Raw genomic sequence first — 23,088 nt, 5'->3', positions numbered from 1 at the left:
CCTTGGCGGTTATGAGCACTCTTGAGCCCGAGCGCGGGACAGGTACGGGGACCCTCGTAGAGCCGACGCCGCAGACGTCGCACGGCGACGGCGACCACGAGCGCTACGCCCACTATGTCCAGAAGGACAAGATCATGGCGAGCGCGCTCGACGGCACGCCTGTCGTCGCGCTCTGCGGCAAGGTGTGGGTGCCGGGCCGCGACCCGAAGAAGTACCCCGTGTGTCCCATGTGCAAGGAGATCTACGAGTCCATGGGCGCCGGCGGCGACAAGGACAACGGCGGCAAGGACGGCGGCGGCAAGGGCAAGTAGGCCGCGCCCCTTTCCCGGTGTACCCCGGGCGTGCGGTGACGCATGCCCGGGGTTTCGTGTCTCCTGCCGTCGGAACCGGACGCACCATTGCGGGAATTGGTCCAGTCCACTTAGCCTCCTCGCGTGTCGCGCACCGAAGCACCTGACGCCCTGGGGCTCGTCCCCGCACCCCGCCGACTGACGCGCGCCGACGACGGCCACCGCGTCCTCGGCGAGCGCACCGGCATCGCCGCGGGGGAGGGGACCGAGGACACCGCGCGCTGGCTGCGCGCGGGCGTCGGCGCGGCGACCGGTCTCGCCCTGCCTCCCAAGGACACCGCTGCGACCGACGACGGAGATGTCGTGCGGCTGTGTGTCGACGCGGGGCTCGAGGCGGAGGGGTATCGGCTGCGGGTGAGCGGTGCGGGCGTCAGCATCGACGGCGGGTCGCCCGCCGGTGTCTTCCGCGGCGCTCAGACACTGCGTCAACTCCTGGGCCCCGACGCGTACCGCAGGGCCCCGCTCCCCGGCCGCACCTGGACGCTCCCGCACGTCGAGATCGAGGACGCGCCCCGGTTCCGCTGGCGCGGCATGATGCTCGACGTCGCCCGCCACTTCATGCCCAAGGCCGGGGTGCTGCGCCAACTCGACCTGATGGCCGCGCACAAGCTCAACGTCCTGCACCTCCACCTCACCGACGACCAGGGCTGGCGCGTCGAGATCAAGCGCCACCCGAGGCTGACGGAGGTCGGCTCCTGGCGGTCACGGACGAAGCTCGGCCACCGCGACTCGCCGCTGTGGGACGACCGGCCGCACGGCGGCTACTACACCCAGGACGACATCCGCGAAATCGTCGCGTACGCGCACGCGCTGCACATCGCCGTCGTCCCCGAGATCGACCTGCCGGGGCACTCGCAGGCCGCCATCCACGCGTATCCGGAACTCGGCAACACCGACGTCGTCGACACGTCCTCCCTCCCCGTCTGGGACACCTGGGGCATCAACCCGAACGTACTCGCCCCCACTGACAACACCCTCCGCTTCTACGAGGGCGTCTTCGAGGAACTCCTCGACCTGTTCCCCTCCACGTTCATCCACGTCGGCGGCGACGAGTGCCCCAAGGAGCAGTGGCGGGCGTCGCCGACCGCCCAGGCCCGCATCGCGGAACTGGGGTTGAAGGACGAGGACGAGCTCCAGTCCTGGTTCATCCGGCACTTCGACACCTGGCTGAGCGAGCGCGGCCGGCGGCTCGTCGGCTGGGACGAGATCCTCGAAGGCGGCCTCGCGCCCGGCGCGACGGTCTCCTCGTGGCGCGGCTACGCGGGCGGCATCACCGCGGCCAAGGCGGGCCACGACGTCGTCATGTGCCCCGAGCAGCAGGTCTACTTGAACTACCGACAGGACCCGGGCGACGACGAACCGGTCCCCATCGGATACGTGCGCACCCTGGAGGACGTCTACCGCTTCGAACCGGTTCCCCCGGAGCTGAGCGAGGCGGAGGCGCGGCACGTCATCGGCGCCCAGGCCAACATGTGGACCGAGGTCACGGAGGACGAGCGGCGCGTCGACTACCAGCTGTATCCCCGCCTCTGCGCCTTCAGCGAGGTCGCCTGGAGCGAGCTGCCCGAGCCCGCCGCCCGCGACTTCGCGGACTTCGAACGCCGAATGGGCCCGCACCGCGCGCGACTTGACGCCCTCGGTGTCGAGCACCGGCCGCCCGGCGGCCCGTTGCCGTGGCAGCGGCGACCCGGAGTGCTCGGACGTCCCTTCGAAGGGGAACCCCCGAACGTGTGAGCTTGGCGGCCGGCGACGACCGTCCCGCACCGCGGGCGCCATCGTGATCGTCGCCGGGGAGAGCCAATTCGCGCCCACAGGTGATCTGGTGCGATATCGGTCATCTCTGAGGCGGAAGGGGCGAATGCCTCCTACCGGACCCCCTCTCCGACCCGAGGGGAAGATGTGCCAGAGTTGCCACGTCCGGCCTGTCAGCACGTACCGTACGGCGGAACAGGCGTAACGGCGGGAACGGCTCTCACGCGTGGACCAGCGTGACCTTGCGGGGGACCGGGCCGCCGCCCAGGCACGCGGCCGGACATCGGGAAGGGGCAGCCGGTTTGACCACGCACGCACCGCAGGCGACGACACAGGCCGCGGTACTTCCGGGTTCGCTGGACGAGGCCGTCGCGGCGCTCGCCGCCATGCCCGCCGCCGTTCCGGTGGCCGGGGGGACCGACCTGATGGCCCAGGTCAACTCGGGCGGACTGCGCCCGGCCGCGCTCGTCGGCCTCGGCCGGATCAGCGAGATCCGCGGCTGGCAGTACCAGGACGGGAACGCGCTGCTCGGTGCGGGCCTCACGCACGCGCGCATCGGCCGCCCCGACTTCGCCGCGCTCATCCCCGGCCTCGCCGCCGCCGCGCGCGCCTCCGGACCACCCCAGATCCGCAACGCGGCGACGCTCGGCGGCAACATCGCCTCCGGCGCGCCCGCCAACGACACACTGCCCGTACTGGCCGCGCTCGAGGCCACGCTGATCATCGCGGGGCAGGGCGGCGCCCGCCGCGAGGTGCCGGTCTCGCACCTGCTGGCCGGCATGGAGATGCTCGGTCCTGCCGAGTTGATCGGATTCGTACGGGTTCCGCTGCTGCACGCGCCGCAGGTCTTCCTGAAGGCCACCGGGCGTACGGGCCCCGGGCGCGCCATGGCATCCGTCGCGCTCGTCCTCGACCCGGCGCGGCGCGGTGTGCGCTGCGCCGTCGGGGCCATCGCGCCGATGCCGCTGCGGCCCCTGGAGGCCGAGCAGTGGGTGGCCTCGCTCATCGACTGGGACGGTGAGCGCGGCGCCCTCGTGCCGGAGGCCGTGCACGCCTTCGGCGAGTACGTCGCCGCCGCGTGCGTCCCCGACCCGGAGCCCGCACCGGACGGCACGCAGCAGCAGTTGTCGCCGGCCGTACTGCATCTGCGGCGCACCGTCGCCGTGCTGGCCCGACGTGCACTTGGGAGGGCGCTGTCGTGACCAACGAGTACCCCGGATCCGACGGCTGGGAGCCGGTCCCGCAGGGGGAGTACGACTCCGACGCCACGGCCTTCGTGCAGCTGCCGCCCGAGGGGTTCCCGGACGCGGCGCCGCTGGCCGCGCCTGGGCACGGGTATGTGCCGCCGCAGATAACGGTGAGTCCGGCCACGGGCGCCGCCGCGACCGATCCGGCCGCCACGGGTGTGTGGACGCTGCCGGAGGAGCTCGTCGGGGCCGGGCCCGAGCCCGCGCCGGAGCCCGCTCCCGAACCCGCTCCGGCGGAGCAGGCGCCCCACCACGGGCAGACCGGGCAGTGGTCGATTCCGCTCGCGGAGGGGGAACTTCCCGACGAGTCGGGCGAGTTCACCACGTCCGTGGTGGCGGGGCAGCAATGGGGCGGACCGGCGTCGCCGCCCGCCACCCTGCCGGGTGGCGCGCCCGCGCCGTGGGCGGACCCCGAGCCTGCTCCCGCGGAGCCCGATGTGGCGGGCGCCGAGCCGGAAGCCGTCCCTGAGGCGTCGGCCGAGCCCGCGCCACAGGATTCCGCCCCGGACCCCGCGCCTCAGGCGCAGGCGGGGCTCGATGTGCCGGACCCCGCGCCGGAAGCCGCGCCTGAAGCATCCGAGGACGCCGAGGAAGAGCAGCAGCCCGTCGCCGCCCCGCCCCTGCACGACGACCACCCCCTCGCCAGCTACGTGCTGCGCGTGAACGGCGTCGACCGGCCCGTCACGGACGCCTGGATCGGCGAGTCGCTGCTGTACGTGCTGCGCGAGCGCCTCGGGCTCGCGGGGGCCAAGGACGGCTGCTCGCAGGGCGAGTGCGGCGCGTGCAACGTGCAGGTGGACGGCAGGCTCGTGGCGTCCTGCCTGGTGCCCGCCGCGACGACGGCCGGCAGTGAGGTCCGTACGGTCGAGGGCCTCGCGAGCGACGGCCGGCCCTCCGACGTGCAGCGCGCGCTGACCGAGTGCGGCGCCGTGCAGTGCGGTTTCTGCGTGCCCGGCATGGCGATGACCGCGCACGACCTCCTGGAGGGCAACCCGAACCCGACCGCCCTGGAGACCCGCCAGGCGCTGTGCGGCAACTTGTGCCGATGCTCCGGCTACCGGGGCGTCGTGGAGGCCGTGCGCCAGGTGGCCGAGGAGCGGCGCGCGGCGGCCGACGCCGCGACCGAGACATCGCCCGCCGACGACGGCGGCGAGGAGCCGCTGATCCCGCGCCAGGCGGGCCCGGTCGCGCCCGACCCGCAGGACTTCCCGGACGGAGGCCAGGCATGACGAACGAGACGGCCACGACCTCCGAGGCCCCCACGGCCCCCGAGCCGGAGAGCTTCCCGCACGGGATCGGCATGTCCCTGCCGTCGGAGGACGCGCAGGCGAAGACCGAGGGCACGTTCCCGTACGCCGCCGACCTGTGGGCCGAGGGGCTGCTCTGGGCGGCGATCCTGCGCTCCCCGCACGCGCACGCGCGCGTGGTGTCCATCGACACGACCCACGCGCGCGAGATGCCCGGCGTGCGCGCGGTCGTCACCCACGAGGACGTCCCCGGTGGCTCGTTGGCGGGCCATCGCGCCGCCGACCGCCCGATGTTCGCCTCGGACGTGGTGCGCCACCACGGCGAGGCCATCGCCGCGGTCGCCGCCGACCACCCGGACACCGCGCGGATGGCCGCCGCCGCGATCATCGTCGAGTACGAGGTCCTGGAACCGGTCACGGACCCCGAGCAGTCGTTCGCGGCGGAGCCCCTGCACCCCGAGGGCAACCTGATCCGCCACATCCCGCTCCAGCACGGCGACGCCGAGGCGACGGGCGAGGTGATCGTCGAGGGCCTGTACCGCATCGGGCGCCAGGACCCGGCGCCGATCGGCGCGGAGGCCGGGCTCGCCGTGCCGCGCCCCGACGGCGGCGTCGAGCTCTACATCGCCTCCACCGACCCGCACGGCGACCGCGACCTGGCCGCCGCCCGGTACGGCCTGGAGCGCGAGCGCGTCAAGGTCGTGGTCACCGGGGTGCCGGGCGCGACGGCCGACCGCGAGGACCCGAGCTTCCACCTCCCGCTCGGCCTGCTCTCGCTGCACACCGGCTGCCCGGTGAAGCTGGCGGTGTCCCGCGAGGAGTCCTTCCTCGGCCACCCGCACCGCCACCCCACCCTGCTGCGCTACCGCCACCACGCGGACGCGGAGGGCCGTCTCGTCAAGGTCGAGGCGCAGATCCTGCTCGACGCCGGGGCGTACGCGGACACGTCGTCCGACGCGCTCGCCGCCGCCGTCTCCTTCGCCTGCGGCCCGTACGTGGTGCCGCACGCCTCCATCGAGGGCTGGGCGGTCCGCACGAACAACCCGCCCTCCGGTCACGTACGCGGAGAGGGCGCGATGCAGGTCTGCGCCGCGTACGAGGCGCAGATGGACAAGCTCGCGAAGAAGCTGGGCGTGGACCCGGCCGAGCTGCGGATGCGCAACGTCCTGGCGACCGGCGACGTGCTGCCGACCGGGCAGACGGTGACCTGCCCCGCGCCCGTGGCGGAACTCCTCACCTCCGTACGGGACTTCCCGCTGCCGCCGCTGCCGAAGGACTCGCCCGAGGAGGACTGGCTGCTGCCGGGAGGCCCCGAGGGCGTCGGCGAGCCGGGCGCGATCCGGCGCGGTGTCGGCTACGGCATCGGCATGGTGCACATGCTCGGCGCGGAGGGCGCGGACGAGGTCTCGACGGCGACCGTGAAGGTCCAGGACGGCGTCGCGACGGTGCTGTGCGCCGCCGTGGAGACGGGCCAGGGCTTCGCCACGCTCGCCCGCCAGATCGTCCAGGAGACGCTCGGCATCGAGGAGGTCCACGTCGCGCCGGTCGACACCGACCAGCCGCCCGCCGGACCCGGCTGCCGCGGCCGTCACACGTGGGTGTCGGGCGGCGCGGTCGAGCGGGCCGCGAAGATGGTCCGCACCCAGCTCCTCCAGCCGCTGGCCCACAAGTTCGGCATGTCCACGGAGCTGCTCCAGATCGCCGACGGCAAGATCACCTCGTACGACGGTGTGCTCTCGACGACCGTCGAGGAGGCGATGGACGGCAAGGAGCTGTGGGCCACCGCCCAGTGCCGCCCGCACCCGACGGAGCCACTGGACGCCGAGGGGCAGGGCGACGCGTTCGTCGGCATGGCCTTCTGCGCGATCCGCGCCGTGGTGGACGTGGACGTGGAGCTCGGCTCGGTGCGCGTCGTCGAACTCGCGGTCGCCCAGGACGTCGGCCGGATCCTCAACCCCGCCCAGCTCGCCGCCCGTATCGAGGCGGGCGTCACGCAGGGCGTGGGCGCGGCCCTCACCGAGAACCTGCGCACCCCGAAGGGCGTCGTCCGCCGCCCCGACTTCACCGGCTACGCGCTGCCGACCGCGCTCGACACCCCGGACATCCACATCGTGAACCTGGTCGAGGAGCGCGACGTGGTGGCCCCGTTCGGCGCGAAGTCCGCGAGCGCGGCCCCCGTGGTCGCGTCCCCCGCGGCCGTCGCGTCGGCGGTCCGCGCGGCGACCGGCCGCCCGGTGAACCGGCTGCCGATCAGGCCGCAGGCGGCGGTGGCCGAGCCGACCGCCTGAGCGGCACGCACGCACGACGAAGGGGCGCCCCGCGGAATGCGGGACGCCCCTTCGTCGTGGAGGCCGTGACCGGAATCGAACCGGTGTAATCCGCTTTGCAGGCGAACCCCTAAGCCACTCGGGCACACGGCCGTGCGCTCATGAAGCTACGGGCCCGTTCCGCCGCCCCTCAAGGGTTCCCGGCGCCCCGCAATACGACTGCCATGCGCCGTTCACAATGCGGCGCGCGGCGGCCCGGACCTACGACCAAGGGACCACCCCGGTTCCCGCCTCCCGACAGGGGTCAGTGAGCCCCACGCCCCTTACCCTGAACCGCATGGCCGCCCTCGAAGACGTCGCACCCGACGCCCCCGCACGCCCCGTACCCACCGAGTCCGAAGGTGTCCTCGGCCGCACCTATCGCGCGCTCAGCATCGGCATCGTCACCGTGGTGCTCCTCATCGCCTTCGAGGCGACCGCCGTGGGCACCGCGATGCCCGTCGCCGCGCGGGAGCTCGACGGGGTGTCGCTGTACGCCTTCGCGTTCTCCGCGTTCTTCACGACCAGCCTGTTCGGGATGGTGCTCGCCGGGCAGTGGGCCGACCGCAGCGGACCGCTCGGCCCGGTCACCGCCGGGATCGCCGCCTTCGCCGCGGGCCTGCTGCTCGCCGGGACCGCGGGCAACATGTGGATGTTCGTCGCCGGACGGGCCGTGCAGGGCCTCGGCGGCGGCCTGGTGATCGTCGGCCTCTACGTCGTGGTCAGCCGCGCCTACCCGGAGCGCCTGCGGCCCGCGATCATGGCGGCGTTCGCGGCGAGCTGGGTCGTGCCCTCGATCGTCGGCTCGCTCGCTTCGGGGGCCGTGACCGAGCACATCGGCTGGCGCTGGGTGTTCCTCGGCATCCCGATCCTCGTCGTACTGCCGCTCGCCCTCGCGCTCCCGCAGGTGCGGCGGCGGGCCGGCGGACCGCCCGAGGGCGCCGCGCGGGCCGCCTTCGACCGGCGGCGCATCCGCCTCGCCCTCGGCATCTCGCTCGGCGCGGGACTCCTCCAGTACGCCGCCCAGGACCTGCGCCCGCTGTCCCTGCTGCCCGCGGTCGTCGGCGCCGCCCTCCTCGTGCCGTCCGTGCTCGGGCTGCTGCCGCGCGGCACCTACCGGGCGGCGCGCGGCCTTCCGTCGGTGGTGCTGCTGCGCGGCATCGCGGCCGGTTCGTTCATCGCGGCCGAGTCCTTCGTGCCGCTGATGCTGGTCACGCAGCGCGGGCTCAGCCCCACCCTCGCCGGGTTCTCGCTCGCGGCGGGCGGCGGCACCTGGGCGCTCGGCTCCTGGCTCCAGTCGAGGCCGCGCGTGGAGCCGTACCGGGAGCGGCTGGTCGCGGTCGGCATGGTGCTGGTCGCCGCGGCGATCGCGGTCGCGCCCAGCGTGCTGATCGCGGCCGTGCCGGTGTGGACCGTGGCGGTCGCCTGGGCCTTCGGCTGCCTCGGCATGGGCCTGGTGATCTCGTCCACGTCCGTGCTGCTGCTCCAGCTGTCCGCGCCCGAGGAGGCCGGGACGAACTCGGCGGCGCTCCAGATCTCCGACGGGCTCTCCAACGCGCTGCTGCTCGCCGCGGGCGGCGCCGCCTTCGCCGCGCTCGGCGGGGGAGCGGTGGGCGCGGCCGGACACGGGGTCGCGGACGGTGCGGGAGGCTCGCACCCGGCCGCGTTCGCCGCCGTGTTCCTGCCGATGGCCGCCGTCGCGCTCGTCGGCGTATGGGTGGCGACGCGGCTGCGGAAGTAGACGCGGGATCCGCCGAGTTGATCTGTGACGCATGTCCCAACCGGCCCCCGTCCGGCCTCGCCGACCGCGCCCGTCAACCACGTCACCGGTAGGGTGGCCCGGTTGTCATACGTAGCCGTGCCGTCCAGCTTTGAGTAACCGGAGACCGTGACTACTACATCCGCCACGCCCTCTGCTTCGTCCGCCCACCTGTCGCCCGCCTTCCCCGGCCGCGCCCCCTGGGGCACCGCCAACAAGCTGCGTGCCTGGCAGCAGGCGGCGATGGACAAGTACATCCAGGAGCAGCCGCGCGACTTCCTCGCGGTCGCCACCCCGGGCGCAGGCAAGACCACCTTCGCCCTCACCCTCGCCTCCTGGATGCTGCACCACCACGTCGTGCAGCAGGTGACCGTGGTCGCGCCGACCGAGCACCTGAAGAAGCAGTGGGCCGAGGCCGCAGCGCGCATAGGGATCAAGCTGGACCCGGAGTACAGCGCGGGCCCGCTCAGCAAGGAGTACCAGGGCGTCGCCGTCACGTACGCGGGTGTGGGCGTGCGGCCGATGCTGCACCGCAACCGCTCCGAGCAGCGCAAGACCCTGGTGATCCTCGACGAGATCCACCACGCCGGTGACTCGAAGTCGTGGGGCGAGGCCTGCCTGGAGGCGTTCGAGCCGGCCACCCGCCGCCTCGCCCTGACCGGTACGCCGTTCCGCTCCGACACGAACCCGATCCCCTTCGTCCAGTACGAGGAGGGCAACGACGGCATCCGGCGCTCCGCGGCCGACTACACGTACGGCTACGGGAACGCGCTCGCCGACAACGTCGTGCGGCCCGTCATCTTCCTCTCGTACAGCGGCAACATGCGCTGGCGCACGAAGGCCGGGGACGAGATCGCGGCGCGGCTCGGCGAGCCGATGACCAAGGACGCCATCAGCCAGGCCTGGCGCACCGCCCTCGACCCGCGCGGCGAGTGGATGCCCAGCGTGCTGCGGGCCGCCGACGCGCGCCTCACCGAGGTCCGCAAGGGCATCCCGGACGCGGGCGGCCTCGTCATCGCGTCCGATCAGGACTCGGCCCGCGCGTACGCGAAGCTGATCCGCGAGATCACCGGCACCAAGGCCACCGTCGTGCTCTCCGACGACGCGGGCGCCTCGAAGCGGATCGACGACTTCGCGGCGAGCGAGGACCGGTGGATGGTCGCGGTCCGCATGGTGTCCGAGGGCGTCGACGTCCCGCGCCTCGCGGTCGGCGTGTACGCCACGACGATCTCCACGCCGCTCTTCTTCGCGCAGGCCGTCGGCCGCTTCGTGCGCTCCCGCAGGCGCGGCGAGACGGCCTCCGTCTTCCTGCCCACCGTCCCGGACCTGCTCGGCTTCGCCAACGAGATGGAGGTCGAGCGCGACCACGTCCTCGACAAGCCGAAGAAGGACGGCGAGGAGGACCCGTACGCCGAGTCCGAGAAGGAGATGGAGGAGGCGAACAAGGAGCAGGACGAGGACACCGGCGAGCAGGAGCAGTTCGCCTTCGAGGCCCTGGAGTCCGAGGCCACCTTCGACCGGGTCATGTACAACGGCGCCGAGTTCGGCATGCAGGCGCACCCCGGCAGCGAGGAGGAGCAGGACTACCTCGGCATCCCGGGCCTGCTCGAACCCGACCAGGTGCAGCTGCTGCTCCAGAAGCGGCAGGCGCGGCAGATCTCGCACAGCAAGAAGAAGCCGGACAGCGAGGCCGACCTCCTGGAGCTGCCGGCCGACCGCCGCCCCGTCGTCTCCCACAAGGAGCTGATGGAGCTGCGCAAGCAGCTGAACACGATGGTCGGCGCGTACGTGCATCAGAGCGGCAAGCCGCACGGCGTCATCCACACCGAGCTGCGCCGGGTCTGCGGCGGCCCGCCGAGCGCCGAGGCGACCGGCGGACAGCTGCGCCAGCGCATCGCCAAGGTGCAGGAGTGGGCCACGCGCATGAAGTGACCCCCGGGGTCATGAAGTGACACGGGGATCATGAACTGACACGGGGATCAAGTGCGGGCAATCGGGCACAACTCAGGCCGATCACTGCCCGGATTCTGGACGGAGTCTTCCGCTCAGCGGGACGACCTCGCTACATTCCGGGCAACGCACACGCCCCGTGGCAGCGCCGCCGCGGAGCGCAGCCGGTGCGTCAAAAGACAGCCGTAAGCAGCCCAGCGCCTGATCACCGACCGGCGGCCTCTGACGCGCGTCGCCCACGGGACAGGTGACGCGACCCCCGCGCAGGAGGCGGCCGTCCCTCACCACTAAGGAGTGGGCGTCGTGACCGCGGAGACCTCCCAGACGCTCGACAGGGGACTGCGCGTCCTCAAACTGCTCGCCGACACCGACCACGGGCTGACCGTGACCGAGCTCTCCAACAAGCTCGGCGTCAACCGCACCGTGGTCTACCGTCTGCTGGCCACCCTCGAGCAGCACGCCCTCGTCCGCCGCGACCTGGGCGGCCGCGCCCGCGTCGGGCTCGGCGTGCTGCGGCTCGGCCGGCAGGTGCACCCGCTGGTGCGGGAGGCCGCGCTGCCCGCGCTGCGCGCCCTCGCCGAGGACATCGGGGCGACGGCGCACCTGACCCTGGTGGACGGCTCGGAGGCGCTCGCCGTGGCTGTCGTCGAGCCGACCTGGACCGACTACCACGTGGCGTACCGCACCGGCTTCCGCCACCCGCTCGACCGGGGAGCCGCGGGCCGCGCCATCCTCGGCGCCCGCCAGGGCGTGCTCCCGGAGACCGGGTACACGCTCACGCACGGCGAGCTGGAGGCGGGCGCGAGCGGCGCGGCGGCCCCGCTCCTCGGCGTGACGGGCCTCGAGGGCAGCGTCGGCGTCGTCATGCTCTCGGACTCCGTCCCGGAACGGGTCGGCGCGCGGGTGCTCGACGCGGCCCGCGAGGTGGCGGACGCGCTCAGGTAGCCATCGCGCTTGATACTGCCCGGCAACCGTCGCGTTAGAGTCACCTCGTGCTCAATCGCCTCAGCCGCCCCGTTGCCCTGGCCCTCTGCGCCGCCCCCGTCGTCGCGCTGCTCGCGGCCGCGATCTTCGCTCCGCTGCCGTTCTCCGTGGCGCAGCCGGGGCCGACGACGAACGTGCTCGGGACGTCGGACGGCGAACCCGTCATCGACATCAGCGGCGCGCCCACCCGCACCACGGAGGGCAAGCTGCGCGCGGTGACCATCGTGGCGACGGGGCCCGACGCCTCCGTGCACCTGGGCGACGTGTTCAAGGGCTGGTTCGCCGAGAACCGGGCCGTGATGCCGCGCGACTCGGTGTATCCGTCGGGCGGCTCCACGAAGGAGATCGAGCAGCACAACCAGCAGGAGATGAAGGGCTCGCAGGACGCCGCCACCGAGGCCGCCCTCTCCTACCTCGGCGAGTCGTCGAAGAAGGTCAGGGTCGACCTCCAGCTCGGCGACGTCGGCGGCCCGAGCGCGGGCCTGCTCTTCTCCCTCGGCATCATCGACAAGCTGGACGGCGACGGCAGCGGCGGCGACCTCACCGGCGGCAGGTCCATCGCCGGCACCGGCACCATCGACGCCGACGGCAAGGTCGGCCCGGTCGGCGGCGTCTCGCTGAAGGTGCAGGCCGCGGACCGCGACGGCGCCACGGTCTTCCTCGTGCCGAAGGCCGAGTGCTCGGACGCGAAGGCGTCGGCCCCGAAGTCGATGAAGCTGATCTCGGTGAGCACGCTCAAGGGCACCATGACCGCGCTGACGAACCTGGAGAAGGGCTCGGGCACGGTCCCCACCTGCTGAGCGGGTCCCGCGCCCACCGCGTCACTCCTTGACGAAGCCCTCCTGGACGAGCCAGTCCTTGGCCACGTCGTGCGGGTCCTGCCCGTCGACGTCCACCTTCGCGTTGAGGTCCTGGGCGACGGTGTTGTTGAGCTTCTTGGTGATCGGCTCCAGGATGTCCGCCATCTTCGGGTACTTCTCGAGCGCCTTGGTGTTGATGGAGGGCGCCGCGTTGTAGTTCGGGAAGAACTTCTTGTCGTCCTCCATGACGTTCAGGTGCATCGCCTTGATGCGGCCGTCGGTCGTGTAGACCTCGCCGAACGTGCAACTGCCCTTGGACGCCTGCGTGTAGATGATGCCGCTGTCCATCTGCGTGATGTTGCCGGGCGGCAGGCTCATCCCGTACGCCTTCTGCATGCCGGGCAGGCCGTCGGCCCGGTTGGCGAACTCGCTCTCCACGCACAGCGTGACGGCCTTCGGGTCCTTCTTGGCGAGCGCGGCGACGTCGGAGAGCGTCTTGGTGCCGTACTTCTTGAAGTTGGCGTTGTTCGCGGCGAGCGCGTAGGTGTTGTTCAGCTCGGCCTGCGGCAGCCACGTGAGGCCGTTCTTCTTGTCGGCCTTGCGCACCGCCTCGAACTGCTTCTGCGGGTCCGGGATCGGGTCCGAGTTGCCGAGATACGTGATCCAGGCCGTGCCCGTGTACTCGTACATGGCGTCCGCGTCCCCGGACTTGACGGCCTCGCGGGCGCCGATGGAGCCCTGGATGCCGGTCCTGTCGAGGACGTCCGCGCCCGCCGCCTTGAACGCGATGCCCATGATCGCGCCGAGCACCAGCTGCTCCGTGAACTCCTTGGACGTGACGGTGATGCTCGCCCCGTCCAGCGGCTTGCCCTTGCCGATGGACCCCGGCTGCACGTCGTCGACCAGCGGGCTGCCGCTGGTCAGCCCGCAGCCCGCGAGGAGCGCGACCCCGCAGCCCGCCGCCACGGCCACTCGTACGCGGTACTTCATGAGCGCACCTCCAACCCGCGCGGGCGCAGCAGCAGTTCGGCCAGCGAGGCCAGCCAGTCGACGAGCAGGGCGAGCGCGATCGTGAGGATCGAGCCGAGCATCAGGACCGGCATCCGCTGGTTGGTGATGCCGGTCGTGATGAGGACGCCGAGGCCACCGCCCCCGCCGAAGGTGGCGAGGGTCGCCGTGCCGACGTTGAGGACGAGGGCCGTGCGCACGCCCGCGAGGATCAGCGGTACGGCGAGGGGGAGTTCGACCTTGCGGAGCACGCCCATCGGCGACATGCCGATGCCCTTCGCCGCTTCGAGGAGCGTCGGGTCGTTGGCCTTGAGGCCCGCGATGGTGTTGGAGAGCACCGGCAGGATCGCGTAGATGATGATGCCGATCAGGGCCGAACGCTCGCCGATGCCCAGCCAGATGACGAGCAGGGCGAGCAGGCCGATCGCCGGGGTCGCCTGCCCCATGTTGGCGATCGCCAGGGCGACCGGGGTCGCCTTGCGGAACATCTTGCGGGTCAGCAGGATCCCCAGCGGAATCGCGATGATCAGCACGAAGAACGTGGAGATCACGGTCAGGCTGATGTGCTGGCGCAGCGCCTTGCCCACATTGCCGCCGGAGATGGCGTTCTGGGAGATCGTGTCGAGGTCGGCGTTGCGGAACCACAGCCACGTGATCAGCAGCACCAGGACCAGGAAGACCGGCAGGAACGTCAGCTTCTTCCAGGTGATCCGCGACGGCTCCTTCTGGATGGGCGAGCGCGACTCCTGCTCGGCCTCGCCCTCGTCGCGGAACGCGAGGCCCTTGACCTCGTGCTCGCCCTCGGGGCGCTCGCCCTTCGGGGGCGCTTTGCGGGACGGAGTGCTCACGCCTTCGCCTCCCCCTCGGTGCCCAGGGAGCCCTCCTGCTCCAGGTGGGTCTGCTCGGCGCGCTTCTCCTCCAGCTCGTGCTGGTGCTCGACCGCTTCGAGCCGGTCGGCCTCCAGGAGCTCGTGCACGGAGTTCATCAGCGTCTCCATGTCGACGACGCCCTCGTACGCGCCGCGCCGCCCGGTCACCGCCACGCGGCCCGCGTTGTCGGTGAGGACCGCCTCCAGGGCGTCGCGGAGGGTGGCGTCGCGGGTGACGGTGTCGTGCACGAGGGTGCCCGCGCGGGCCAGGGAGCCCTTGGCGCGCATCATGTCGCCGCGCCGCAGCCACTTGTAGGGCCGGCCGCGCCTGTCGAGCAGCAGCAGCTCGTTCGTGCCCGCCGCCCGCAGCTTGTTGAAGATGTCCTGGAGCGGGTCGTCGACGTGCACCGTCGGGTAGTCGGTGACCTCCACGTCGCGTACGCGGGTCAGATTGAGGCGCTTGAGGGCGGCGCCCGCGCCCACGAACCCGGACACGAAGTCGTCCGCCGGGTTGGTGAGGATCGCCTCCGGGGTGTCGAACTGCGCGATGTGCGACTTCTCGCGCAGTACGGCGATCCGGTCGCCGAGCTTGATCGCCTCGTCGAAGTCGTGGGTGACGAAGACGATCGTCTTGTGCAGCTCGTGCTGGAGCCGGATCAGCTCGTCCTGGAGGTGGTCGCGGGTGATCGGGTCGACCGCGCCGAACGGCTCGTCCATCAGGAGGACGGGCGGGTCGGCGGCGAGCGCCCGTGCCACGCCGACGCGCTGCTGCTGGCCGCCGGAGAGCTGGCGCGGGTAGCGGTTGTGGAACTCGGCGGGGTCGAGACCGACCAGGTCGAGCATCTCCTCGACCCGCGACTTGATCCTCGACTTGGACCAGCCGACCATCTTCGGCACGAGCGCGATGTTCTGGGCGACCGTCATGTGCGGGAAGAGCCCGGAGGACTGGATCGCGTACCCGACCTTCCTGCGCAGCTTCACCGGGTCCATGTCGGTGACGTCCTCGCCGCCGATCCGGATCCGGCCGCCGGTCGGCTCGATGAGCCGGTTGATCATCTTCAGCGTCGTGGACTTCCCACAGCCGGAGGGGCCCACGAAGATGATCAGTTCGCCCGCCTTGATCTCCATGTTGACGCTGTCCACGGCGGGGGTGGCCGAGCCCGGGTAGCGCTTGGTGAGGTTCTCCAGCTCGATGCTGGCCCCGGACGCCTGGGGGTCTTCGGTCGTTGCGGTCTCAGGCACGGATCCCCCTCGGGATGGTCAGCCGTCCGATGAGGACGTACGCGGCGTCGAAGAGCAGGGCGAGAATGATGATGCCGAGCGTTCCGGCGAGCACCTGGTTGAGCGCGTTTGCGCTGCCCAGGGAGGCGATGCCGCGGAAGATCTCGTTGCCGAGGCCGGGGCCCGAGGCGAACGCGGCGATGGCGGCGATGCCCATCAGCATCTGCGTGGAGACCCGGATCCCGGTGAGGATCGGCGGCCAGGCGAGCGGCAGCTCCACCCGGAACAGGCGGGCCGTGCGGGACATGCCGATGCCCTTCGCCGCGTCGATCAGCGCGGGGTCGACGCCGCGCAGGCCCACGATCGCGTTCCGCACGATCGGCAGCAGCCCGTACAGGGTCAGCGCGATGACGGTCGGCGCGACGCCGAGGCCCACGATCGGGATCAGCAGACCGATCATGGCGAGGGAGGGGATGGTGAGAATGGTCGAGGTGGCGGTCGTCGCCAGGTTCCCGGCCCATTCGCTGCGATACGAGATGACGCCGATGACGATGCCGATCAGCGTCGCGAGGACCATGCACTGGAAGACGGCGCTCGCATGCTGGTAGGCATCGGCGAGCAGCTGCTGGTGCCGGGCCGTCAGATAGTCCCAGAAGTTCATCGCACCTCACTTCCGGGCGGTGCTCGGATAGCCGTCAGGAATCTCCTGACGCCTGTTCCACCAGAGGGATGACGCGCAGCGGAACAGGATTTTCGATGACAATCGCCGTGGAAGCCCGGACGATGCCATCAAAGCCGACAACCCGGTCGATCACACGTTGAAGGTCGGCGTTCGAGCGGGCCACGAGGCGGCACAGCATGTCGCCGCTGCCGGTCGTCGTGTGCAGCTCCAGGACCTCGGGGACGCCGTCCAAATGGGTCCTGACATCGGCTCCTTGCCCCTGCCTGATCTGGAGCGTCGCGAACGCGGTGACCGGATAGCCGAGCGCGGCCGGGTCCACCTGGGGGCCGAAGCCGCGGATGACTCCGTTCGAGGTAAGCCGGTCGAGGCGGGCCTGCACGGTGCCGCGGGCGACGCCGAGGCGGCGCGACATCTCCAGGACCCCGATGCGCGGTTCGCGGGCGAGCAGCACGATGAGCCGCCCGTCCAGATCGTCGATCGCCATGCGCGACTCCGTCTCTCGCGTCTCCTGGTGGTCATCCTGTACACAAAGCCCGCCACAGCGCGGCTTCCACTGGTCAGATTGCCCAGCGAAAACGCAAACTATTGCGCACCTTGCGGAGCGGCGGGAACCTCACCGTATGACGCAGACCACACACCACACCCCCGACACCGCACGGCAGGCCGACCCCTTCCCGGTCAAGGGGATGGACGCGGTCGTCTTCGCCGTGGGCAACGCCAAGCAGGCCGCGCACTACTACTCGACCGCCTTCGGCATGAAGCTCGTCGCCTACTCCGGACCGGAGAACGGCAGCCGCGAGACGGCGTCCTACGTCCTCACCAACGGCTCGGCCCGCTTCGTCTTCACCTCCGTCATCAAGGCCTCCACCGAGTGGGGCAGCTTCCTCCAGGACCACGTCGCCGCGCACGGCGACGGCGTCGTCGACCTCGCCATCGAGGTCCCGGACGCCCGCGCCGCGTACGCGTACGCCGTCGAGCACGGCGCCCGCGGCATCGAGGAGCCGTACGAGACGAAGGACGAGCACGGCACCGTCGTGCGCGCCGCCATCGCCACGTACGGCAAGACCCGCCACACCCTCGTCGAGCGCTCCGGCTACGACGGCCCCTACCTGCCCGGATTCGTCGCCGCGGACCCGATCGTCGAGCCCCCGGCCAAGCGCACCTTCCAGGCCATCGACCACTGCGTGGGCAACGTCGAACTCGGCAGGATGAACGAGTGGGTGGCGTTCTACAACAAGGTCATGGGCTTCACGAACATGAAGGAGTTCGTGGGCGACGACATCGCGACCGAGTACAGCGCGCTGATGTCGAAGGTCGTCGCCGACGGCACGCTCAAGGTCAAGTTCCCGATCAACGAGCCGGCCGTCGCCAAGAAGAAGTCCCAGATCGACGAGTACCTGGAGTTCTACGGCGGCGCGGGCGTCCAGCACATCGCGCTCGCCACGAACGACATCGTCGCGTCCGTACGGACCATGCGCGCGGCCGGAGTCCAGTTCCTCGACACCCCCGACTCGTACTACGACACCCTCGGCGAATGGGCGGGCGAGACCCGGGTGCCCGTCGAGACGCTGCGCGAGCTGAAGATCCTCGTCGACCGCGACGAGGACGGCTACCTGCTGCAGATCTTCACCAAGCCGGTCCAGGACAAGCCGACCGTCTTCTTCGAGATGATCGAGCGGCACGGCTCGATGGGCTTCGGCAAGGGCAACTTCAAGGCCCTCTTCGAGGCGATCGAGCGGGAGCAGGAGAAGCGCGGAAATCTGTAGCCTCCGCGCCTAGTCTGGCCGCATGGCCAGGATGAACGACGTAGGCGGGACAACGGGGTTCGGCGCCATCGACACCAGCGATGACGCCGAACCCTTCCACGCGGACTGGGAGGCGCGGGTCTTCGCGCTCCAGCGCGCGCTGCTCGTCCAGAAGGTCTTCAACCTCGACGAGTTCCGGGACGCCATCGAGACGATGCCGCCCCGGGAGTACCTCGCGGCCTCGTACTACGAGCGCTGGTTCCACGCGATCCGTGTGCTCCTCGAACGCAAGGGCGTCATCGAGGAAGGCGCCCTCGACCATGTCTGAACCGGCCTTCGCGCCCGGCGACCGGGTCCGCACCTACCGCCACGACCCGCCGCACCACACCCGCCTCCCGCGCTACGCCCGCGGAAAGCTCGGCGTCGTCGTCGAGCCGGAGGGCAGGGCGCCGCTCGCCGACGTGCGCGCGCAGGGGCGCGACGACGCCCCCGTCGAGATGATCTACGCGGTGCGGTTCACGGCCCGCGAACTGTGGGGCGAGGGCGGGCACGACGTCGTCCTCGACCTGTCCGAGAGCTACCTCAGGAAGGCCGGGACGGACGATGTCGGGTAACCACGACGACGCGGTGATCTCCCGCCGCGTACGGGCCCTGGAGAGCATCCTGGAGGCCAAGGGCATCGTCGGCGGCGAGACCGTCGACGAGGTCATCGACGGCTTCCTCGCGGGCGCGTCACCGGTCAACGGCGCGAAGGTGGTGGCCCGCGCCTGGACCGACCCGGCGTTCAAGGAGCGGCTGCTCGCGGACGGCTCGGCGGCCGTCGCCGAACTGGGCTTCGCCGCCGGGGGAGTCCAGCCCCAGCGGCTGCGGGTCGCCGAGAACACCGCGGACGAGCACAACGTCATCGTGTGCACCCTCTGCTCCTGCTACCCGCTGCGCCTCCTCGGCCCGTCCCCCGGCTGGTACAAGAGCGAGGCGTACCGCTCCCGCGTGGTGCGCGAACCACGGGCGGTCCTGGGCGAGTTCGGCGTCTCGCTCCCCGACGAGGTCAAGATCACCGTCTGGGACTCCAGCGCCGAGACCCGCTACATGGTCCTGCCGCGGCGTCCCGCCGGAACGGAGGGTCTGACCGAGCCGGACTTGGCCGCCTTGGTCACCCGCAACGGCCTGATCGGCACCGCTCTGGTGTGACGCGTCGCGGCGGAACCGAGGGGTTCACACCGTCCGCACGGAGTGCGAGGGTGTGATCATGAGCCGCACACTCATGGAAGAGCTCCGCGCGGGCCTGCCCGCGGAAGCGATCATCGTCGATTCCGACGTCACCGCCTCGTACGCCCACGACATGGCCAGCTTCTGCGACGCCGGAGCCCCCGCCGTCGTCGTCCTGCCGCGCACCGTCGAAGAGGTCCAGCACGTGATGCGCACGGCGACCGCGCTGCGCGTCCCGGTCGTCCCGCAGGGCGCCCGCACGGGCCTTTCCGGCGGCGCCAACGCGAGCGAGGGCTGCATCGTCCTCTCGCTCGTCAAGATGGACCGCATCCTGGAGATCAACCCGGTCGACCGGATCGCCGTCGTCGAACCGGGCGTCATCAACGCCACGCTCTCCCGCGCGGTCAACGAACACGGGCTCTACTACCCGCCGGACCCGTCCAGCTGGGAGATGTGCACCATCGGCGGAAACATCGGCACGGCCTCGGGCGGCCTGTGCTGCGTGAAGTACGGCGTGACGGCGGAGTACGTGCTCGGGCTCGACGTCGTCCTCGCCGACGGCCGACTGCTCCAGACCGGCAAGCGCACCGCGAAGGGCGTCGCGGGCTACGACCTCACGCGGCTCTTCGTGGGCTCCGAGGGCAGCCTCGGCGTGGTCGTGAAGGCGACGCTCGCGCTCAAGCCCCAGCCGCCCCAGCAGCTCGTGCTCGCCGCCGAGTTCGCCACCGCGGACGCCGCCTGCGACGCGGTCTGCCGGATCATGGAGGGCGGGCACGTCCCGTCCCTGCTCGAACTCATGGACCGTACGACGGTCAAGGCCGTCAACGACATGGCCAACATGGGCCTCCCGGAGACCACGGAGGCGCTGCTGCTCGCCGCTTTCGACACCCCGGACCCGGCCGCCGACCTCGCCGCCGTCGGCGCGCTGTGCGAGGCCGCGGGCGCGACCCAGGTGGTGCCCGCCGAGGACGCCGCCGAATCGGAGATGCTGCTCCAGGCGCGCCGCCTCTCGCTCACCGCGCTGGAGGAGGTCAAGGGCACGACGATGATCGACGACGTCTGCGTGCCCCGCTCCAAGCTGGGCGAACTGCTCGAGGGCGTCGAGCGGATCGCCGAGAAGTACGACCTGACCATCGGTGTCTGCGCGCACGCGGGCGACGGCAACACGCACCCCACCGTCTGCTTCGACGCCCAGAACGCCGACGAGGGGCGCAGGGCCCGCGAGTCCTTCGACGAGATCATGGCGCTCGGCCTCGACCTCGGCGGCACCATCACCGGCGAACACGGCGTCGGCGTCCTCAAGAAGGAGTGGCTCGCCCGCGAACTCGGCCCGGTCGGGGTCGAGATGCAGCAGGCGGTGAAGGCGGCCTTCGACCCGCTGGGCCTGCTCAACCCCGGCAAGCTGTTCTGACCGCACCGGTCGCGGGGAGTGCGTCCCCGGTCACGTATCGCCCACATAAAGGACGAAAGCCTCAGGTGGCCGGGGGTGCTCCGGCGGCACCCTTGAGAGGTCGCGCGGTCGGCCGTCAGGGCGCCGGCCGGCATCCCGCAGCCAGATGAGAACCCGCCGATGAGCCACAGCACCGCAGGCCGCCACCACGACAAGTCCGCCCGCCGCCGCAGGACCACCGCAGCCGTGCTGGTCGGCGCGCTCGCGCTCTCCTCCATCGGCCTCGCCGTCGGCACCGCGGTCGCGGACCCGGGCCCGGCCCCGGCGGGCACCTCGCTCACCGGGACCGTCCAGCCCGGTAACGCCGCCGAGTGATCCGCCTCCGCGCGGCCGCTCACAGGTCCTCGGACTCGTCGCCCGGCCACGGGTCGCACAGGTACAGGTCGTCGGTCGCCGGGGTCGGCGTCAGCAGTTCGGCCAGGGCGTCGTCGAGGCCGAGTTGATCCGCCTCCGTGCCGGGCGGCACGGCCCGCAGCGTGCGCTCCAGCCAGGCCGAGACCTGCGCGGTCGGCGCCTCCAGGAGCGCGTCCCCGTCCGGCGAGCTCAGCGCCACCAGGACCACGCTGCGCCCGTCCACCTTCGTCGGCCACACCCGCACGTCGCCGTGCCCGCAGGGCCGGAAGACGCCCTCCACGAGCAGCTCGCGCGCGAACGTCCAGTTGACCGGGTGGTGCGACCCGATGTGGAAGGTGATGTGGACGGCGTAGGGGTCGGCGACGCGGTACGTCAGCCGGGCGGGGACGGGGATGCTGCGCTCCGGCGAGAGCACCAGCTTCATCTCCAGTTCGCGTTCCACCACGGTGTTCATGTCGTGCGTTTCCTCTCGTCCGCGCGGACCCGGAGCGGGTCCGTCGGAAGGTGAGAGCACGATCGGCCCGGAGCATTACGCGAGTTCCCAGAAGAATTTCTTCGGACCTCGCGCGGGGGCGTCAGGTTCCCCGGAAAGTGGTCCGTAACGGCGGAGCGGCACGGGCGGGCGCGGCCGTCTGATAGATGTGGACCTCACAACAAGACCCCCGAGCAGATACGGGACGACGGACATGAGTGCCCCAACCCCGGCCCCCGGCGACGACAGGCCCCGCGAAGGCTACTACCCCGATCCGTCCATTCCCGGATATGTCCGGTACTGGAACGGGGCCGCGTGGGTGCCGGGCACCAGTCGCCCCGCCCCGGCCGACGGAGAGTCGCTGCCGACCCCTGCCGGAGCGGGCGCCGTGCCCGCCCCCGCCGTGGCCCACGAGCCCCCGCCCGCGGAGGAGACGGGACCCGTCTTCCTCGACGAGGAGCCGTCCGTCCGCACGGAGATGGGGCCTCCCGACCAGACGGGGCAGACCGCCCCCGTGGCGCCCGAGCCCGCGTCCGCCTGGGGCGCCGACGCCGCGCACCAGTCCGGATTCGGCGCCGAGCAGGCCCGCCGCGTCTCCTGGGGCGCGGATCCGAACGCGCAGGCGCCGGAGGCGGAGGCGTCCGCCCCGCCCGAGCGCCCGGACGGCACGGTCAAGCTCCGCGCCATGCAACAGCCGGACTCCGACGGCACGATGGCGTTCCGCGCGCTGCCGAAGCAGGACGGGCAGCAGGGCGGCCAGAGCGGTCGGACGGGTCAGAGCGGTGCGCAGTCCCAGGCGCAGGCGCGCGCCGGCCTGAACCCGCAGCCGGCCCCCGCGCCCGCCCCGGCCCAGCCGCAGCCCAACGTCCCGCAGCAGCAGCCCCAGCAGCCCGCCCCGGCGCAGCAGCAGGCCCCGCAGCCGCCGCAGCAGGCGCAGGCGCCCCTCCAGACGCCCATGACGCAGGGCCCCGGCGGTGGTTCTCCGTCCTGGCCGCAGCAGGTGCACCAACTGGCGGGCCAGGGGCAGCCGCAGGGCCAGGCCCCCGCGCCCGCCGCGGATCCGAACGGTCCCGTCACCCCGTTCAAGCCGGTCTCCACCGACCCGTTCCTCGCCGCCGCGCAGGCCGCTGCCGCCGCCCGCCCGGCAGGACTCGGCAAGCGGTTCCTGGCCCGGCTGATCGACTCGGTGATCGTCGGCGGGGTCACCGCGACCGTCGCCGTGCCGCTCGGCACCAAGGCCGTCGACCACATCAACGGCAAGATCGACGAGGCCAAGGCCTCCGGGCACCAGGTCACGGTCTGGCTGCTCGACGGCACGACCGGCACCTACCTGGGCATCGTGCTCGCCATGCTGCTCGTGGTCGGCACGCTCTACGAGGCGCTGCCGACGTCGAAGTGGGGCCACACCCTCGGCAAGAAGCTGCTCGGCCTGACGGTCCAGGACATCGAGGAGCACGACGCCCCGACGTTCCTCGCGGCCCTCAAGCGCTGGCTCGTCTACAGCGTGCCGACCGTCTTCGCGGTGGGGCTCCTCGGCATCCTGTGGGGCGCCTTCGACCGCCCGTGGCGCCAGTGCCTGCACGACAAGGCGGCGGGCACCTTCGTGGCCGCCGACTGACGACCGGGTCATCCGGACGGCGGCCCGCCACGTGCGTGGCCCCGGTGTTCGCGGTCCACTCGGGCC

At 71.9% G+C, this 23,088-nt stretch carries 22 protein-coding genes and 1 tRNA gene; 16 read left to right on the top strand and 7 right to left on the bottom strand.

Going from position 1 to position 23,088, the window contains the following annotated elements; translation table 11 throughout:
* The first annotated feature begins 11 nt into the window (after window positions 1–11).
* From ACTWJ8_RS16650 to ACTWJ8_RS16630, 5 genes are all read left to right on the top strand, one after another.
* Complete coding sequence (locus tag ACTWJ8_RS16650) at window positions 12–311, top strand: DUF3039 domain-containing protein (protein WP_356376195.1); 300 nt, start codon at window positions 12–14, stop codon at window positions 309–311.
* Window positions 312–434: 123 nt separating this feature from the next.
* Entirely contained in the window at window positions 435–2,084 is a 1,650-nt protein-coding gene (locus tag ACTWJ8_RS16645; RefSeq protein ID WP_356376198.1) for a beta-N-acetylhexosaminidase, read from the top strand.
* Window positions 2,085–2,404: 320 nt separating this feature from the next.
* Window positions 2,405–3,304, top strand: a complete 900-nt coding sequence (locus ACTWJ8_RS16640; protein ID WP_356376200.1) for an FAD binding domain-containing protein — start codon at window positions 2,405–2,407, stop codon at window positions 3,302–3,304.
* Window positions 3,301–4,578 (top strand): 2Fe-2S iron-sulfur cluster-binding protein, encoded by a 1,278-nt coding sequence (locus ACTWJ8_RS16635; protein WP_356376202.1) that lies wholly within the window; start codon window positions 3,301–3,303, stop codon window positions 4,576–4,578. The genes ACTWJ8_RS16640 and ACTWJ8_RS16635 overlap by 4 nt, the downstream gene beginning before the upstream one ends.
* Window positions 4,575–6,884: a xanthine dehydrogenase family protein molybdopterin-binding subunit gene (locus ACTWJ8_RS16630; RefSeq protein WP_356376205.1), complete on the top strand. Its 2,310-nt coding sequence runs from the start codon at window positions 4,575–4,577 to the stop codon at window positions 6,882–6,884. Before ACTWJ8_RS16635 ends, ACTWJ8_RS16630 begins: the two co-directional genes overlap by 4 nt.
* 57 nt (window positions 6,885–6,941) lie before the next feature.
* On the opposite strand, the gene ACTWJ8_RS16625 is transcribed toward ACTWJ8_RS16630, so the two are convergent.
* Window positions 6,942–7,016, bottom strand: a tRNA-Cys gene (locus ACTWJ8_RS16625).
* A 184-nt stretch (window positions 7,017–7,200) separates the two neighbouring features.
* On the opposite strand from ACTWJ8_RS16625, the gene ACTWJ8_RS16620 reads away from it, so the two are divergent.
* The 4 genes from ACTWJ8_RS16620 to ACTWJ8_RS16605 all read left to right on the top strand — a co-directional run bounded on the left by ACTWJ8_RS16620 (window position 7,201) and on the right by ACTWJ8_RS16605 (window position 12,395).
* Window positions 7,201–8,643, top strand: coding sequence for an MFS transporter (locus ACTWJ8_RS16620; protein WP_443264290.1), 1,443 nt, complete (start codon window positions 7,201–7,203; stop codon window positions 8,641–8,643).
* 147 nt (window positions 8,644–8,790) lie between these two features.
* Complete coding sequence (locus ACTWJ8_RS16615) at window positions 8,791–10,593, top strand: DEAD/DEAH box helicase (protein WP_356376211.1); 1,803 nt, start codon at window positions 8,791–8,793, stop codon at window positions 10,591–10,593.
* 321 nt (window positions 10,594–10,914) lie between these two features.
* Window positions 10,915–11,556: an IclR family transcriptional regulator gene (locus ACTWJ8_RS16610; RefSeq protein ID WP_356376214.1), complete on the top strand. Its 642-nt coding sequence runs from the start codon at window positions 10,915–10,917 to the stop codon at window positions 11,554–11,556.
* 47 nt (window positions 11,557–11,603) lie between these two features.
* Window positions 11,604–12,395 carry a S16 family serine protease gene (locus ACTWJ8_RS16605; RefSeq protein WP_356376216.1) on the top strand — a complete coding sequence of 264 codons (792 nt, stop codon included), beginning with the start codon at window positions 11,604–11,606 and terminating at the stop codon, window positions 12,393–12,395.
* 21 nt (window positions 12,396–12,416) lie between these two features.
* Here the strand turns inward: ACTWJ8_RS16605 and ACTWJ8_RS16600 are convergent, their stop codons facing one another.
* Genes ACTWJ8_RS16600 through ACTWJ8_RS16580 form a run of 5 tightly spaced genes read right to left on the bottom strand, consistent with a single transcriptional unit; the run spans window position 12,417 to window position 16,658 of the window.
* Window positions 12,417–13,385 carry a glycine betaine ABC transporter substrate-binding protein gene (locus ACTWJ8_RS16600; protein ID WP_356376219.1) on the bottom strand — a complete coding sequence of 323 codons (969 nt, stop codon included), beginning with the start codon at window positions 13,383–13,385 and terminating at the stop codon, window positions 12,417–12,419.
* Window positions 13,382–14,251, bottom strand: coding sequence for an ABC transporter permease (locus tag ACTWJ8_RS16595; protein ID WP_356376222.1), 870 nt, complete (start codon window positions 14,249–14,251; stop codon window positions 13,382–13,384). Before ACTWJ8_RS16595 ends, ACTWJ8_RS16600 begins: the two co-directional genes overlap by 4 nt.
* Window positions 14,248–15,513, bottom strand: coding sequence for a betaine/proline/choline family ABC transporter ATP-binding protein (locus ACTWJ8_RS16590; RefSeq protein ID WP_356376225.1), 1,266 nt, complete (start codon window positions 15,511–15,513; stop codon window positions 14,248–14,250). Before ACTWJ8_RS16590 ends, ACTWJ8_RS16595 begins: the two co-directional genes overlap by 4 nt.
* Window positions 15,506–16,153, bottom strand: coding sequence for an ABC transporter permease (locus ACTWJ8_RS16585; RefSeq protein WP_356376228.1), 648 nt, complete (start codon window positions 16,151–16,153; stop codon window positions 15,506–15,508). Before ACTWJ8_RS16585 ends, ACTWJ8_RS16590 begins: the two co-directional genes overlap by 8 nt.
* 34 nt (window positions 16,154–16,187) lie before the next feature.
* Window positions 16,188–16,658: an Lrp/AsnC family transcriptional regulator gene (locus ACTWJ8_RS16580; RefSeq protein ID WP_443264288.1), complete on the bottom strand. Its 471-nt coding sequence runs from the start codon at window positions 16,656–16,658 to the stop codon at window positions 16,188–16,190.
* A 136-nt stretch (window positions 16,659–16,794) separates the two neighbouring features.
* Here ACTWJ8_RS16580 and hppD point away from each other — a divergent pair, with 136 nt between their 5' ends.
* The 6 genes from hppD (at window position 16,795) to ACTWJ8_RS16550 (ending at window position 20,893) form a co-directional block, all read left to right on the top strand.
* Window positions 16,795–17,940, top strand: a complete 1,146-nt coding sequence (gene hppD, locus ACTWJ8_RS16575) for a 4-hydroxyphenylpyruvate dioxygenase (RefSeq protein WP_356376233.1) — start codon at window positions 16,795–16,797, stop codon at window positions 17,938–17,940.
* Window positions 17,941–17,962: 22 nt separating this feature from the next.
* Complete coding sequence (locus ACTWJ8_RS16570) at window positions 17,963–18,247, top strand: hypothetical protein (protein ID WP_356376236.1); 285 nt, start codon at window positions 17,963–17,965, stop codon at window positions 18,245–18,247.
* Window positions 18,240–18,533 (top strand): SH3-like domain-containing protein, encoded by a 294-nt coding sequence (locus ACTWJ8_RS16565; RefSeq protein WP_356376239.1) that lies wholly within the window; start codon window positions 18,240–18,242, stop codon window positions 18,531–18,533. Before ACTWJ8_RS16570 ends, ACTWJ8_RS16565 begins: the two co-directional genes overlap by 8 nt.
* Window positions 18,523–19,110 carry a nitrile hydratase subunit alpha gene (gene nthA / locus ACTWJ8_RS16560; protein ID WP_356376242.1) on the top strand — a complete coding sequence of 196 codons (588 nt, stop codon included), beginning with the start codon at window positions 18,523–18,525 and terminating at the stop codon, window positions 19,108–19,110. Before ACTWJ8_RS16565 ends, nthA begins: the two co-directional genes overlap by 11 nt.
* A gap of 58 nt (window positions 19,111–19,168) precedes the next feature.
* On the top strand, window positions 19,169–20,539 hold the full coding sequence (locus tag ACTWJ8_RS16555; RefSeq protein ID WP_443264286.1) for an FAD-binding oxidoreductase: 1,371 nt from the start codon (window positions 19,169–19,171) through the stop codon (window positions 20,537–20,539).
* A 159-nt stretch (window positions 20,540–20,698) separates the two neighbouring features.
* A complete protein-coding gene (locus ACTWJ8_RS16550; RefSeq protein WP_443264284.1) occupies window positions 20,699–20,893 on the top strand; it encodes a hypothetical protein in 195 nt (64 codons plus the stop codon).
* A gap of 19 nt (window positions 20,894–20,912) precedes the next feature.
* Here the strand turns inward: ACTWJ8_RS16550 and ACTWJ8_RS16545 are convergent, their stop codons facing one another.
* A complete protein-coding gene (locus ACTWJ8_RS16545; RefSeq protein WP_356376250.1) occupies window positions 20,913–21,386 on the bottom strand; it encodes an SsgA family sporulation/cell division regulator in 474 nt (157 codons plus the stop codon).
* Between the two features lie 232 nt (window positions 21,387–21,618).
* On the opposite strand from ACTWJ8_RS16545, the gene ACTWJ8_RS16540 reads away from it, so the two are divergent.
* Window positions 21,619–23,022: an RDD family protein gene (locus ACTWJ8_RS16540; RefSeq protein WP_443264282.1), complete on the top strand. Its 1,404-nt coding sequence runs from the start codon at window positions 21,619–21,621 to the stop codon at window positions 23,020–23,022.
* Window positions 23,023–23,088: the final 66 nt, after the last annotated feature.

This window comes from Streptomyces sp. SDT5-1, assembly GCF_052245995.1.
In the GTDB taxonomy this organism is placed as follows: Bacteria; Actinomycetota; Actinomycetes; order Streptomycetales; family Streptomycetaceae; genus Streptomyces.
Note: the sequence above shows the minus strand (reverse complement) of the source record. Positions and strands in the feature narration are given on the sequence as shown.

Coding starts and splice junctions, on each gene's coding strand:
- ACTWJ8_RS16650 (WP_356376195.1), top strand. CDS start 12: ATGAGCACTCTTGAGCCCGAGCGCGGGACAGGTACGGGGACCCTCGTA.
- ACTWJ8_RS16630 (WP_356376205.1), top strand. CDS start 4,575: ATGACGAACGAGACGGCCACGACCTCCGAGGCCCCCACGGCCCCCGAG.
- ACTWJ8_RS16620 (WP_443264290.1), top strand. CDS start 7,201: ATGGCCGCCCTCGAAGACGTCGCACCCGACGCCCCCGCACGCCCCGTA.
- ACTWJ8_RS16600 (WP_356376219.1), bottom strand. CDS start 13,385: ATGAAGTACCGCGTACGAGTGGCCGTGGCGGCGGGCTGCGGGGTCGCG.
- ACTWJ8_RS16585 (WP_356376228.1), bottom strand. CDS start 16,153: ATGAACTTCTGGGACTATCTGACGGCCCGGCACCAGCAGCTGCTCGCC.
- ACTWJ8_RS16580 (WP_443264288.1), bottom strand. CDS start 16,658: ATGGCGATCGACGATCTGGACGGGCGGCTCATCGTGCTGCTCGCCCGC.
- hppD (WP_356376233.1), top strand. CDS start 16,795: ATGACGCAGACCACACACCACACCCCCGACACCGCACGGCAGGCCGAC.
- ACTWJ8_RS16570 (WP_356376236.1), top strand. CDS start 17,963: ATGGCCAGGATGAACGACGTAGGCGGGACAACGGGGTTCGGCGCCATC.
- ACTWJ8_RS16565 (WP_356376239.1), top strand. CDS start 18,240: ATGTCTGAACCGGCCTTCGCGCCCGGCGACCGGGTCCGCACCTACCGC.
- nthA (WP_356376242.1), top strand. CDS start 18,523: ATGTCGGGTAACCACGACGACGCGGTGATCTCCCGCCGCGTACGGGCC.
- ACTWJ8_RS16555 (WP_443264286.1), top strand. CDS start 19,169: ATGAGCCGCACACTCATGGAAGAGCTCCGCGCGGGCCTGCCCGCGGAA.
- ACTWJ8_RS16550 (WP_443264284.1), top strand. CDS start 20,699: ATGAGCCACAGCACCGCAGGCCGCCACCACGACAAGTCCGCCCGCCGC.
- ACTWJ8_RS16545 (WP_356376250.1), bottom strand. CDS start 21,386: ATGAACACCGTGGTGGAACGCGAACTGGAGATGAAGCTGGTGCTCTCG.
- ACTWJ8_RS16540 (WP_443264282.1), top strand. CDS start 21,619: ATGAGTGCCCCAACCCCGGCCCCCGGCGACGACAGGCCCCGCGAAGGC.